The organism is Lagierella sp. ICN-221743, assembly GCF_037890055.1.
In the GTDB taxonomy this organism is placed as follows: domain Bacteria; phylum Bacillota; class Clostridia; order Tissierellales; family Peptoniphilaceae; genus Mediannikoviicoccus.
On record NZ_JBBKBD010000002.1, the window covers coordinates 140623 to 154003 of the forward strand.

A 13381-nucleotide genomic window follows, 5' to 3' on the forward strand; every position below is an offset into this window, starting at 1 on the left:
ATCTACTCCTCATACTCTATTCCAAAATGTTCATAAGCCCTCTTAGTAACCATTCTACCTCTACTGGTCCTGTTTAAAAATCCGATTTGAAGTAGATAGGGCTCATAAACATCCTCTATTGTAATGCTCTCTTCTCCCGTTGAAGCAGCAATGGTGTCTACTCCCACAGGCCCTCCATTAAAATTATTTATAATGGTTAGAATTATCTTTTTATCTACGCTGTCCAAGCCCAAGTTATCCACTTCAAGCATATCCAGTGCATGATTTGCAACATCCTTGTCGATTTTGCCATCATGTAGCACCTGTGCATAGTCTCTAACCCTCTTTAGAAGCCTATTTGCTATTCTTGGAGTCCCCCTGCTTCGTCTAGCGATTTCAAGAGCTCCTTCATCGTCAATCTCAACATCTAAAACTCCTGCCGAACGCTTTACAATCTTTGCCAAGTCTGAATTGGAATAAAGTTCAAAGTTTAGTAACACACCAAATCTATCCCTTAACGGCGAAGTTAACTGTCCCGCCCTTGTAGTTGCTCCTATTAATGTAAAGTGTTCCAAGTCTATTCTCAAAGACCTTGCAGAAGGTCCCTTTCCAACGATTATATCAAGGGCAAAGTCCTCCATTGCAGGGTATAGCACCTCTTCAACGGAGCGATTTATTCTGTGAATCTCATCGATAAATAAAACATCGTCCTTTTGTAAGTTGGTTAAAATAGATGCTAAGTCTGAAGGCTTTTCTATGGCTGGTCCACTGGTAATTCTAAGATTTACTCCCATTTCATTTGCAATTATATTTGCCAATGTGGTTTTACCAAGTCCCGGTGGCCCATGTAATAGCACATGGTCCAGCGCTTCTCCTCTCTCCCTTGCAGCTTTTATAAATATATCAAGTTTTTCCTTTGCCTTGTCCTGGCCAATATAATCACCCATCCACTTGGGTCTTAAAGAGTTTTCGATGACTTCGTCTTGAGAAATAAAATTTCTCCCAACTATTCTTTCGTTAGAATCTTCCACCATTATCACCTCTTACTCTCTAAATTCTTCATGGCAAGTTTTATCTTGTCTTCAAGTCTAAGTTCAGGATCAAGTTTTCTTAACACCTTCTCCACATCATTCTTCATATATCCAAGATTTATTAATGCTTCCAGTGCAAAGCTGTCGTCATCGTCAAAAGAATTTACGCCTTCATTTGCAGTAGGAAGTTCAAAGTCCTGTCCAATCTTGTCCTTAAGTTCTAAAATTATTCTTCCTGCGGTCTTTTTCCCAATTCCTGGCGCTTTTGTTAAAAGCTCTATGTCATTGTTGTGAATAGAGTATTTAATATCATTAGCATTTAAAGTTGAAAGTAGTCCTATGGCAACCTTTGGACCAACGGAAGAAACCTTTATAAGAAGTTTAAACAAATCTAACTCTTCTTCAGTAGCAAATCCATATAGAAAAACTCCATCTTCCCTTACGATATATTCTGTGTATAACTTAAAGGTCTCATAAGTATTTAACTCTGCAATTGTACTGGCAGTTGTAAAAATTCTATAACCTATTCCATTGTTTTCAATTATAACTTCACCTTGTAAAATGGATTTAACATCTCCAATAATATAAGCGTACAATCTCTTACCTCATTTCATATAAATCTTTAAACTTGCTACTGAAACAATGGCAAATAGCAATTGCAATAGCATCTGCTGCGTCATCGGGCTTTGGTATATGGTCAAGTCTCAACATATTTTTTACCGATTGTTGTACTTGAAATTTATCTGCCCTTCCATATCCTACAATCCCCTGCTTAACTTGAAGGGGAGTATATTCATAAATGGAAAGTCCATTATTTATTCCAGCAAGAATTTCCACGCCCCTGGCCTGGGCAACTGTAATGGCAGTTTTAACATTTTTATTAAAAAACAGTTCCTCTATTGCCATGTCAGTTGGTTTAAATTCCTTTATTATATTTTCCATCTCCATATAAATAAACTTCAGCCTCTCTGTCAGGGGTGAAGTTGAAGCAGTGGTAATACATCCATATTCAACCAATTTAAATTTATTATTTTCAAAATCCAAAATAGAATATCCAACTATTGCTATTCCTGGATCTATTCCTAAAACTCTCAAAATAACACCTCATTATAATTTTACCATATATTCGTAAAGCAGTTTCACATCTATGTGGCAAAATAAAAAGAGGGTATCCCCTCTTAATATCTACTTAGAACTCTATCATTTACGCCATACCATATGGCTTCCTTACTTAGGAACTTGATTGAGCGCATATAGGTTTTTAATAATTTGTCAAATAATAATTCCAGTTCTTTTAAAGTTATAAATCTCTCTTCTACGATATAGGTGTTGACACCGTCATATCTAAAGATTAATTGCTTATCTAAGTATTTATTTAAATAATATATCTTGTCTTTAACAATCCTGTCGAAAAACTTTCTCACAAGTATCTCAGTGTTCTTTTCAAACTCTTTATAATCCTTTAGATTTTCTACAATACACTTCTTAACCTGTCTAGTTTCTTTATCTTTGTAAGTGTGAAGTAATTTCTTCTTACCTTTGATGTCCTTTGGGGAAATTTTGGTGAGAATATAATTTTCTGCCATATTTACTGAATGTAAGTTTTCATAGCCTAGAGTGTAAGCTTCAAGGTATATTGCAAACTCTAACCTTGAAAGGTCGTCATTTAGTATTTTGACTCCTGCAGCTTTTATCTCTTCAACATCCTCCCTGTCCATAAAGAACTTGCCCAATGCATTGTAGGCTCTCTTAGTGCAAGAGTACTTTGGTCTTAGAGTGTTACATCTGTACTGCGATTCAATAACCGAAAGTAAAAGGTATAGGGAGTCTAGGTCATCTTGATATAGAAATCTCGACTTCAATTCATCTTTTAACTTGTCTTCTTTTTTTCTAGCAAGATGCATAGTCCCTCCTTTTCATACTTTTAATTAGAATACAAAAGAGTATCTCAAGTCCTTTTCTGCTGCTAGAGCTTCTGCAACTTCTACTATAAAGCAGGACATATTTAAACTTAAGTTTAATGCAAAGTCCAAGTCCCTTTCAAAAGATACACTCTTTGAATATTCTTCTTCAACCTTATCTATATAATTAATTACCAATTGCTTAAGATTTACAGTTTCAAACTCAAATAAGTCAATTGGTTCCAGTTTAATCACATTTTCTGTAAAAACATGTGATTTTGCAAATTTATTTAAATCTTTTTCGTATTTACAATGTTCTCTGAAAGAGCCTTTAAAAGTCATATTCTCCTTATGTGGCAAGCACATGTAGTCGCATAGAAAATGGCTAATAACTCCTAGCTTTTTAGATAAATATTTTCTTTTTACCCTATCTAAGTTCTTAAAGTCAAAAATTTTAGCAAGGTAAATAAGACTAACAATTTCATTTACCAAGAAATCAATACTATATTCCTTGTAATGTCTTACAATTTTATACTGTGGTAATACATCTGGAGATACAGCTCCCCAAGCAAGCCACTTTTTATTTAATTTAATATTATAATCTCTTTTAAGAGTTTCATAAAGTTTATTTGCTATTATAACGTGTGTGTTTGGTAATATAGTAAAACATCCTTTCCATATGTTAATTCTAAATTAACTGCTATTAAATACTACCAAAATTAATATAAAAAGTCAATGGAACTAGCCGCACAAAAACACTATTAAATCTTCAAATTTATAGTCGTCACTACGTAAAACCCTGTTTAAACAGTCGATATAATATTCTCCATATCTCTCTTTTAAATAATTTAAATTTATTGCAATGGACTCCAAATTAAATTCCTTTGACAGTCCTATAATCTTTTTAAAAGAGTCTTTAAATAATTTCTGGTTTAATTCCGATTCAATGTCTTCAGGAAGTACGGTTAAAAAAATATATAGCTGTTTCAAATCGAATCCGGGAATTATTTTTACATCCCCAGTAGCTACACCCTGAATCTTTGATAAAGGAGAAAGTACTCTCTCCCCTGCATTCTTAATTAAACTGTTTGAGCCTTTATCTAAAAGAACATTGTCCGAAAAGAAAACAAGCCCATCTGACTCAATTTCAAAAATATCTTCAAAAGTAATTCTAATATCCATATGACCACCCTTGTTTTTTTAGTATATAATAAGCATAATAGAAAAGCAATAAGGAGTTTAAATGTATAAAAATATATTTAAAGGGCATTTTGTAAAAAGATTAAATCGCTTATTAGCCCTTGTTGACATAAATGGAAAAATAGAAAGTGTTCATATAAAAAACACATCAAGATGTGGTGAAATATTTATTCCCGGTGCAATTTGCTATTTAGAAAAATCTTCAAATCCAAATAGAAAGACAAAATACACTTTAATCTCTGCAGAGAAAAATGGTATCTTAATAAATTTGGATTCGCAAATACCAAATAAAATTATTTTTGATGCAATTGTGGAAGGGAAAATTTTATCAAGTCTTAAACCAGCCGATATAAAAAGAGAAGTAAATTATAAATCTTCCAGATTTGATATATCATTTTATTCCCAAAGTGAGGATAAAAAGTATTTTCTTGAAGTAAAGGGAGTATCCTTGGAAGAAAATGGGATAGCTGCCTTTCCAGGTGCACCTACCACAAGGGGCAAGAAACATTTAGATGAACTTGTGGATGCGGTTAGTGAAGGCTATGGTGCTATATTTGTATTTCTAATACAATTAGAAAATGCTAATTTGCTAGTTCCTAATTACAATATGGACAAAGACTTTTCCATGGCACTAATAAGAGCAAAGGAAAATAATGTATTGCTTAAGGCCTATAACTCTATAGTTACAAAGGACAGTATTAAAATAAATAAGGAGGTTCCCATTAGCTTTGAGGAAAAATATCGCGATAATCTCAGAATATAATCCATTTCATAATGGGCATGTGCATCAAATAAATGAAATAAAAAAAATATATCCAAATTCTACAATTACAGCAATAATGTCGGGAAACTTTGTGCAAAGAGGAGAACCTGCAGTACTTAACAAATATGAAAGATGTAAAAACGCAATCGATTCAAGTGTTGATTTAGTATTACAAATACCTACCATCTATTCCTTACAGTCAGCTGAGAACTTTGCCTTAGGACCATATAATATTTTAGAAGATTTAAATGTAATTGATATTTTATCCTTTGGTGTGGAGACTGAAGACTTTGATAAGCTTTTTGAAATTGCGAAGTTTCAATACGAAAACAAAGAAGAGATTGAAAAAATTATTTCAAACCATATGACTGAAGGTTACTCCTATCCAAAGGCCTTTGAACTTGCAACAAGAGAACTATTTAATGAGGAAGTGGATGTATTTCAGTCAAATAATATTTTGGCATTGGAATATATAAAATCGAAATTAAAAAACAATTCATCCATAGAACTACTTCCAATAAAGAGAAAGGGATCTTCATATCTAAGCCAAGATTACAAAGAAGATTTGCAGCCATCAGCAATTGCAATTAGGAAAATGGTAACCCAAAATAATTTTGATTTAGTTGAAAAGTTCGTTCCTATGTCCACTGCTACAAGCCTTAAAAGCGTAGATTATAGATGGAACTACTACGACATAATAAAATACCACTTCCTTCTATCGAATAAAAAATTTGATACCATTACAGGCTATGAGAAGGGAATGGATGATATGATTGTTAAAAATTTAAAGTTGACTACTAACTTTGAAGATTTTATAGAAAATTCAAAGAGCAAAAGATTTAAAGAAGGACGAATTAAGAGATTTATTTTAAATAGCCTGTTAGATATAACAAAGGACTTTGTGGACGAAGCCATTTCCACAAGACCCAAATTTGTAAATGTGCTAGGGTTTAATGAAAAAGGAAAGGAAATACTAAAAAAAATAAACGACAATTCCGATTTGTCCTTGATCGTAAATAAAAAAGATTTCAACTTGGAAGATGGGCTATCAAAAAAATTATTTAAATTGGAAGATGAAGCAACTACTCTTTACAATATAATTACAGACGAAATCAAGTCTGAGTATGAATATTTTCCCATTGTTGAGAAGTAATAAATTCAATGTTGATATTAGGATAGTAAGTAAATCTCCCAAAAATTCACTATTCAAAAAACGGCCAAGAGGCCGTTTTAATTTATATTACTTTTCAATTTTTACTAACTTTGCTTGAACAACCATCCTCTCATTCACATCGGAACAAGTGGACAGAGTCAATATTTTATCATCTTTATTAGGCAGCTCCCCATCTAAAAAATTCTTTTCCTCTATTCTGGAAATAAATTCTTCAAAATCTTTTTCATCATATGATGGAGACCTATAATCTTCGTATTGATCCGCCTCATAAACCGCAAAGATTTCATATGTGAATCTTCCTTCAAGACTATCAATCACTATATTAGGATTGTCTTCAACGTAATTTTCATCCCTATACTTGTTAAGCGGATTAAAAACATGTCCCGACTTAACATTGTGACCATATAAAATAGTGTTTTGATTTCTAAAATCAAAAGAATTTCTAGAGTCCATGAAAACTGCACCAAATGGATGATAATTTCCCTCATAATCGTGATCTAGATAAAAAGAATTATCCTCTCCTTGAACTATTGGGTAATCCATATCCAAATTTTCAATTAAGAGTCTCCCCTTAATCTGTGGATAAGATTTATTAAGCTCTCGAACAAAGAGTACGGCAGCCTGTATCTCAGGGTCTACCTCCCCCTTATTAGATTTCTCTTTATTTTTTCATTACTCTTATCACGCATGACTTTATATTTATTATCAATAACTTTATAGGCTTGATTATCATTCTTATAAGAATAAATCTTATATACGCTCCATGCAAGTATGAGTACAAGAAGGGCTTGGATGATACTTATAATTTTTCTTTTCATTTAGCCCTCCTCGTTAAGATTTATTTTTTGTCGTCGTCTTTTTTTCTTTGTAAGAACGCAAGAGCAGATGCTGCAATAGCTGCTGCACCTAGATTATTGATTCATTATATATGGAATCCTAAAGTTTCACAAATTACTACTTGTTTATAATGAATTGATTTCAAATTTTAGATGTCTACCTAATTTTAGATATCCGCATAATTTTACCCCTAAAATTATTTCTCAATCTTAGGGGTAATAATTATATTGTTTCTCCGTCTTGAATTGTAAGTACCCTTGGTCCATCTTTTGTGATTGCAAAGGTATGTTCGTACTGGCATGACAGACTTCCGTCTTTTGTTCTAGCAGTCCATCCGTCATCGTCAATTTTACTTCTCCAGTCTCCGGTGTTTATCATAGGCTCAATGGTTATTACCATTCCCTCTTGTAGTCTTAAGCCTCTGCCACTTTGTCCATAGTGAAGTACCATTGGGTCTTCGTGCATACTTCTGCCTATGCCGTGACCTGTAAACTCTCTTACTACTGAAAAGCCATTTGCTTCTGCGTGTTTTTGTATTACATGGCCTATGTCTCCAAGGCGGTTTCCTATAACTGCCTCTTTTATTCCAAGGTAGAGACATTCTTTTGTTATGTCCATAAGTTTGTTTACTTGGTCAGATACTTTTCCAACTTTATAACTCCATGCGGAGTCTCCCATAAAGCCCTCGTATTCAACTACGGTGTCTACTGTAATTAAATCTCCTTCTTTTAGGACTTGGTCACTTGGAAATCCATGGCATATTACATCGTTAACTGATGTACATGTGGCATACGGATAACCTTGGTATCCAATTTGCGCAGGAATACCTCCTTGGCTTCTTATAAATTTTTCACAAAATTTGTCTATTTCTCCTGTGGTAACTCCCGGTTTTATAAAATCTCTTAGCTCTTTATGCATCTGCGCAACTATCTGCCCAGATTTATACATCGCTTCTATTTCTTTAGAATTTTTAATGTAAATCAATTATCTTCATTCTCCTCTGAGTGTTTATCTGAGTTGAAATCTTCTGTTAAAATAACTTTAACTAATTCAATTCTCTTGTTTTTAACAATTTCAACATTGAACTTAACGCCATCTAGTTCCAGTGTAGGTTTTTCTCCGTCCCTTGGTATATAGCCTAGGTGAAATATTATTAGTCCTGCAACTGTGTCGTAGTCTTCTGTATCTTCGTCAAATTCGCTTCCCAGTCTATAGTTTAGTTCGTCTATTTCTAGGTTTCCTTTAACTAGGAATGTGTTTTCATTTATAACTTTGAAGTCAGGCTCGTCGAAGTCATACTCGTCATAGATTTCTCCCATGATTTCTTCTATAAGATCTTCTAGAGTAACTATTCCAGAAAATCCACCATACTCGTCAATTAAAACTGCAAGGTGAACCTTGGCCTCTTGTAGTTCTAAAAAGAGTTCGTTGATATTTTTTCTCTCTGGAACGAAGAATGCGGGTTTTAAAATTTTACGAATGTCCACATTCATAAATCCATGAGTGTAGGCTTCTTTCATAAAGTCTTTAATGTATAGTATGCCGATAATATTGTCTATCTCTTCTTCATACACTGGAATTCTACTGTATTTTAGTTCCATCATCTGGTCAATATAGTCTTCGATTGGACTTGTTATGTCGATGCAAAAGGCTTCTGTTCTTGCGGTCATTATATCTTCTGCAAGCGTGTCATCGAATCCTATTACAGAGTCTATCATCTCTCTTTCAGCTGGGTCGATTATACCCTGTTCTTGTCCAACTTCTACAATTGACTTTATCTCTTCTAGGGTGACTTTTGCTTCCATGTCACTAATGTCTTGTCCTATTAGTCTAAGCACGCCATTTGTAGTTGCAGATAATAGGTATACGAATGGTCTCATTATTTTATAGAAGAAATTTACAACTCCTATGGATATCAAAGAGAATTTTTCTGCATTTTGTAATGCAACTCTCTTTGGTACTAACTCTCCAAATACTAGGTTAAAGTAGGCTAGTATTACTGTTATTAAAATAAATGAAATCTTAGTTGAGTATGGTATTCCAAATTCTTTAAATACTTTTGCAAGTTGTTGTGTAAGTCCTACTGATGCGGAACCCGCACTAAAAAAACCTGCCAAAGTTATTCCAACTTGTATGGTTGATAAAAACCTTGATGGTTCAGCTATTAGCTTTAAAAGTATTTTTGCTCTTTTATTTCCTTCCTCATCGGCTAAGTAATTAATTCTTTTTCTGTCTACGGATACTATCGCCATCTCCGCAGCAGCAAAAAAACCATTAATCGTAGTAAGTAAAATTAAAATTGCTATCTGCTTCGAGACGTCCGGTATAGTGCCTTCCATGTTTCCTCCTAAAAAATTCATTATTATTAAATATAACACATATGAGCTTTTAAAAAAAGTGTTAAGCTTGTAATTCTACAACAAAAGTGTTGCCCTTGTCTTCGAAGTTTCTCCAGTATATTTTTCCATTATGACTTTCTGTAATACTTTTTGCAATTGCAAGCCCAAGACCATACCCTCCCTGTGAGTCCCTTGATCTAGACTTAGACTCTCTTACAAAGCGTTCGAAAATTCTCTTTGCGCAGTCTTCGTCTATTGGTGCTCCCATTGAGGTGACTGAAAATATAATCCTCTTTTCTTTTTTAATCAGTCTAATAAGTATGTCACTGTGTGGCTTTGCATATTTGCAGGCATTGTCTATAAGTATAATTGCAAGTCTTTTAAGTTGTTTTTTATCTCCTTCTAGTGTCAAGTTATCTTCTTTTTCTTCAAATATCATTTTCAAATCATTTTCAAAGGCGATTGATTCAAAGGTAAGTGCTACTTCTTCAACTAGCTCTGAAAAGTTAACTGTTTCAAAGTTTAGTACCATGTTTCCTGAGTCTCGTCTTGCCAAGAAGAGCATCTCTTCCACAAGGCCCTTCATCCTTTTGGTCTCGTGTTCTGTGTTGTCAATCCACTTTATTTGATTCTCGTCATAGTTTTCATATTTTTTTAGTATTTTAAGATTTGCAAGTATAACAGTAAGCGGCGTCTTTAGTTCATGTGAAGCGTCTGCAGTAAACTGCTTTTGGTCGTTCCAGGACTGTTCAACTGGATCCAATGCCTTGGCAATTAAATATTTTGCGATAAATCCGATTAATATCATTGTGAAGACAAAGGAACTTATTAGTGACTTTGCCAAAAGCTTTATCATATTTATTTGTGGGGAAATGTTTAGTAAAAAAAGTATGTGATGTCCATCTGAGGTCTTTACCAGTTGGTATTTAAATTCTTCATTTAAAATAAATCCTCTTGTAGATTGATCAGGGTCAATGCTATTTACGATCTTTTTTATAATATCATCTTTTAATTGTCTATTTATATTGCTGGCAATAAATTTTGGTTCTCCGTCTATCTCATAGACAAAGGTGGGTTGGCTTTTGTTATCTCCTCTTGCAAAAAAAGGCACCCCATATATTTCTCCACCGGTAAATAGTTCTGAAACTACATTTTGTAGATAGTCGTCGGTGCTTATATTTATTACTCTATAAAAGTAAAAAAATATACTTGAAAAAACAATTAAAAGAACTGCTCCTACCAGTGATATTGAAATTATTAAAAATTTTTTCTTTAGTTTATCCAGTATATTCAAGTTTATATCCTAACTTTCTTAACGTTGTTATTTCAACCTTACTCTTTATAAATTTAAGTTTCTTTCTTATAAATGAAATGTAAACTTCTACGTTATTATCTTCTGCGTCTGAATCGTAGCCCCAAATTTTTGAAATTAAATCGTCCTTGGTTACCACTATATTTGCATTTGACATTAGTAGTTTAATAATTTCAAACTCCTTTGCTGTTAGGTTGATGGATTTGAAATTAGTTGAGATGCTATAGTTATTTAAGTCTAGAACTAAGTCTTCAAACTTAAGTTCATCTAGTATAACCTGCCCCTTTCTCCTCGTAATAGCCCTAATTCGCGCTAGGAGCTCTTCTACATCAAAGGGTTTAGTCATATAATCATCTGCACCATAATCCAGTCCTTTGACCTTTGACTTTACTTCGTCTCTTGCTGTGAGCATAAGTATTGGTGTTTCTATTCCCTTTTTTCTAATCTCTTTTAAAACTTCGAAGCCGTCCATCTCTGGAAGCATAACGTCTAGTATAATGCAGTCGTATATTTCAGATGAAGCATAGTAAAGTCCGTCTACGCCAGTGTAGACCATATCCGATTCGTACTTTTCCTCTTTAACTATTTCGGAGATTGCCTCTGCAAGTCTCACTTCATCTTCAACTATTAAAATTCTCATTCACTTCACCTCATTAGTATCATAGTAACAGAGTTTCATTAAAAAATTCTTAAAGAATATTTATTTCATTTGAAATTTTATTAGTTTTTATATGTAAAAAGGGAATGCTTTCGCACTCCCTTTAATAAGCGAATTTATTTTATTTTCCAAATGAGTTTATAATGATTCCACCATATTGGTAAATAAGTGGAGCGAATACTAATGATACTACTGTCATTAACTTAATAAGGATGTTTAGTGAAGGACCTGATGTATCTTTGAATGGGTCTCCAACTGTATCTCCGTTAACAGCTGCAGCATGTGCTGGTGAACCCTTACCACCGTGGTTACCATCTTCAATGTATTTCTTTGCATTGTCCCATGCTCCACCTGCGTTTGACATGAATATCGCCATTAGTACACCTGTGATTAATGAACCTGCTAGTAATCCACCAAGAGCTTCTGCTCCTAATAAGAATCCAATAAGGATTGGTGATACTACTGCAAGAACTCCAGGAACGATCATTTGTTTTAAAGCTGCTGAAGTGGAAATGTCTACGCATGTCTTGTAATCAGGAGTTGCTTTTCCTTCCATGATTCCAGGAATTTCTTTAAATTGACGTCTAACTTCAATAATCATATCGTTAGCTGCTGTTCCTACTGCATCCATTGTAAGTGATGAGAATAGGAATGGAAGCATACCACCGATTAACATACCTGCAACTACTGCTGGTTTTGAAACGTCAATTGATTCAAGTTGTACAACTTCATTATATGATGCGAATAGCGCTAATGCGGTTAGGGCTGCTGATCCAATTGCGAATCCCTTACCGATAGCTGCTGTAGTGTTTCCAACCGCATCTAGTTTGTCAGTAATATTTCTAACTTCTTCTGGTAGGTTTGACATTTCTGCAATTCCGCCAGCGTTATCTGAAATAGGACCATAAGCATCAACTGCTATAGTCATACCACAAGTTGAAAGCATACCAATTGCAGCAACTGCTATACCATAAAGTCCTTGTTGTGGGTTTTGTGCTCCGTTAGCTGAAATAAATGCAACGATTATACCGATTGCAATTATAACGATTGGAGCTGCTGTTGACATCATACCTACTGCAAGACCAGAGATGATATTTGTAGCTGAACCTGTTTCTGATTCTTCTGCAATTTTTTGTACTGGTTTCTTGTCTCCTGAAGTGTAGTATTCAGTGAAGTGAGAAATTAATACTCCAACTACGATACCTATAGCTACAGCTATGAATGGTTGATAGCTTTCAAGAATCATCTTTGAAAGTACTGCTGCACCAATTATAGCTAATATCGCAGAAATTAATGTACCACCATTTAATGCCTTTTGTGGGTCTTTGTCTCCTCTAACTGTTAAGATACCAATAATTGATGCTATAACACCAAGGGCTGCAACTGCAATAGAGTAATAAATACCTTGTGCACCAAAAGCAACCATTCCAAGTGTAATACCTGAAAGGATTGATCCTACATATGATTCGAAAAGGTCAGCTCCCATACCTGCAACGTCCCCTACGTTATCTCCAACGTTATCTGCAATAACTGCTGGGTTTCTTGGGTCGTCTTCAGGGATACCTGCTTCAACCTTACCTACAAGGTCTGCTCCAACGTCTGCAGCTTTAGTGTAGATACCACCACCAACTCTTGCGAAAAGAGCGATTGATGAAGCACCAAAACTGAATCCTGTTACGATTGTTGCATCTTTAAAGATTAAGTAACATGCTGTAATACCGATAATACCAAGACCTACTACGCACATACCCATGATTGCTCCACCTGAGAATGCAACGTTTAAAGCCTTCGCCATACCGCCTTCTTTAGCAGCATTTGCTGTTCTTACATTTGCTTTTGTTGCAGCAACCATACCGATATAACCTGCTGCCATTGATAAAAGTCCACCTAGTACAAAGCAGATAGCTGTCTTAATTCCAACTGCAACGCCTAATACTATTGCAACAACAATTAAGAAAATAAAGATTGCTTTGTTTTGTCTTCCAAGGTAAGCCATTGCACCTTCGTGAATAAAAGAAGATATTTCTTTCATTCTATCTGTTCCCACAGGCATGGAGTTTATTGAATTAAGTTTAATAAAAGCAAAGATTAATGCTAATACTCCTGCACATATGGCAACATAACCAAAAATATTTGATTCCATTTTCTCCTCCTATAAATTTTAATAATAACAAAAATAAAGCGATT

At 34.3% G+C, this 13381-nt stretch carries 15 protein-coding genes; 2 read left to right on the top strand and 13 right to left on the bottom strand.

Annotated elements, in window-relative coordinates; genetic code table 11:
- Window positions 1-2: 2 nt before the first annotated feature.
- From ruvB to WKS98_RS01800, 6 genes are all read right to left on the bottom strand, one after another.
- Complete coding sequence (gene ruvB / locus WKS98_RS01775) at window positions 3-1010, bottom strand: Holliday junction branch migration DNA helicase RuvB (protein WP_498916466.1); 1008 nt, start codon at window positions 1008-1010, stop codon at window positions 3-5.
- A 5-nt stretch (window positions 1011-1015) separates the two neighbouring features.
- Window positions 1016-1606, bottom strand: a complete 591-nt coding sequence (gene ruvA, locus WKS98_RS01780) for a Holliday junction branch migration protein RuvA (RefSeq protein WP_498916397.1) — start codon at window positions 1604-1606, stop codon at window positions 1016-1018.
- Window positions 1607-1610: 4 nt separating this feature from the next.
- Entirely contained in the window at window positions 1611-2105 is a 495-nt protein-coding gene (ruvC, locus tag WKS98_RS01785; RefSeq protein ID WP_237036196.1) for a crossover junction endodeoxyribonuclease RuvC, read from the bottom strand.
- An 83-nt stretch (window positions 2106-2188) separates the two neighbouring features.
- Window positions 2189-2914 (bottom strand): hypothetical protein, encoded by a 726-nt coding sequence (locus WKS98_RS01790; protein WP_498916399.1) that lies wholly within the window; start codon window positions 2912-2914, stop codon window positions 2189-2191.
- Window positions 2915-2938: 24 nt separating this feature from the next.
- Window positions 2939-3598 carry a zinc dependent phospholipase C family protein gene (locus WKS98_RS01795; RefSeq protein WP_498916467.1) on the bottom strand — a complete coding sequence of 220 codons (660 nt, stop codon included), beginning with the start codon at window positions 3596-3598 and terminating at the stop codon, window positions 2939-2941.
- 54 nt (window positions 3599-3652) lie between these two features.
- Window positions 3653-4093: a macro domain-containing protein gene (locus WKS98_RS01800; protein WP_498916401.1), complete on the bottom strand. Its 441-nt coding sequence runs from the start codon at window positions 4091-4093 to the stop codon at window positions 3653-3655.
- Window positions 4094-4154: 61 nt separating this feature from the next.
- Between WKS98_RS01800 and sfsA the strand changes: the two genes are divergently transcribed.
- Both sfsA and WKS98_RS01810 read left to right on the top strand, forming a co-directional pair.
- The gene (gene sfsA, locus WKS98_RS01805; RefSeq protein ID WP_498916402.1) at window positions 4155-4874 is read left to right on the top strand and encodes a DNA/RNA nuclease SfsA; all 720 of its coding nucleotides are present in this window, start codon (window positions 4155-4157) and stop codon (window positions 4872-4874) included.
- Window positions 4840-6027, top strand: a complete 1188-nt coding sequence (locus WKS98_RS01810; protein ID WP_498916404.1) for a tRNA(Met) cytidine acetate ligase — start codon at window positions 4840-4842, stop codon at window positions 6025-6027. The genes sfsA and WKS98_RS01810 overlap by 35 nt, the downstream gene beginning before the upstream one ends.
- An 87-nt stretch (window positions 6028-6114) precedes the next feature.
- Here WKS98_RS01810 and WKS98_RS01815 read toward each other — a convergent pair whose 3' ends face one another.
- The 7 genes from WKS98_RS01815 to WKS98_RS01845 form a co-directional block, all read right to left on the bottom strand.
- On the bottom strand, window positions 6115-6597 hold the full coding sequence (locus WKS98_RS01815; protein WP_498916406.1) for a class B sortase: 483 nt from the start codon (window positions 6595-6597) through the stop codon (window positions 6115-6117).
- A gap of 86 nt (window positions 6598-6683) precedes the next feature.
- Entirely contained in the window at window positions 6684-6866 is a 183-nt protein-coding gene (locus tag WKS98_RS01820) for a hypothetical protein (RefSeq protein ID WP_498916407.1), read from the bottom strand.
- 241 nt (window positions 6867-7107) lie between these two features.
- On the bottom strand, window positions 7108-7869 hold the full coding sequence (gene map / locus WKS98_RS01825; RefSeq protein ID WP_498916409.1) for a type I methionyl aminopeptidase: 762 nt from the start codon (window positions 7867-7869) through the stop codon (window positions 7108-7110).
- Window positions 7866-9224, bottom strand: a complete 1359-nt coding sequence (locus WKS98_RS01830) for a hemolysin family protein (RefSeq protein WP_498916410.1) — start codon at window positions 9222-9224, stop codon at window positions 7866-7868. The genes map and WKS98_RS01830 overlap by 4 nt, the downstream gene beginning before the upstream one ends.
- Before the next feature lie 61 nt (window positions 9225-9285).
- A complete protein-coding gene (locus WKS98_RS01835) occupies window positions 9286-10518 on the bottom strand; it encodes a sensor histidine kinase (RefSeq protein ID WP_498916412.1) in 1233 nt (410 codons plus the stop codon).
- On the bottom strand, window positions 10502-11176 hold the full coding sequence (locus WKS98_RS01840; protein ID WP_498916413.1) for a response regulator transcription factor: 675 nt from the start codon (window positions 11174-11176) through the stop codon (window positions 10502-10504). The genes WKS98_RS01835 and WKS98_RS01840 overlap by 17 nt, the downstream gene beginning before the upstream one ends.
- A gap of 139 nt (window positions 11177-11315) precedes the next feature.
- Entirely contained in the window at window positions 11316-13337 is a 2022-nt protein-coding gene (locus WKS98_RS01845) for a sodium-translocating pyrophosphatase (RefSeq protein WP_498916415.1), read from the bottom strand.
- Window positions 13338-13381: the final 44 nt, after the last annotated feature.

Bases quoted from the DNA above. Each gene is read 5' to 3' on its own strand.
- WKS98_RS01790 (WP_498916399.1), bottom strand. From the start codon at position 2,914: ATGCATCTTGCTAGAAAAAAAGAAGACAAGTTAAAAGATGAATTGAAG.
- WKS98_RS01800 (WP_498916401.1), bottom strand. From the start codon at position 4,093: ATGGATATTAGAATTACTTTTGAAGATATTTTTGAAATTGAGTCAGAT.
- sfsA (WP_498916402.1), top strand. From the start codon at position 4,155: ATGTATAAAAATATATTTAAAGGGCATTTTGTAAAAAGATTAAATCGC.
- WKS98_RS01820 (WP_498916407.1), bottom strand. From the start codon at position 6,866: ATGAAAAGAAAAATTATAAGTATCATCCAAGCCCTTCTTGTACTCATA.
- WKS98_RS01830 (WP_498916410.1), bottom strand. From the start codon at position 9,224: ATGGAAGGCACTATACCGGACGTCTCGAAGCAGATAGCAATTTTAATT.
- WKS98_RS01840 (WP_498916413.1), bottom strand. From the start codon at position 11,176: ATGAGAATTTTAATAGTTGAAGATGAAGTGAGACTTGCAGAGGCAATC.
- WKS98_RS01845 (WP_498916415.1), bottom strand. From the start codon at position 13,337: ATGGAATCAAATATTTTTGGTTATGTTGCCATATGTGCAGGAGTATTA.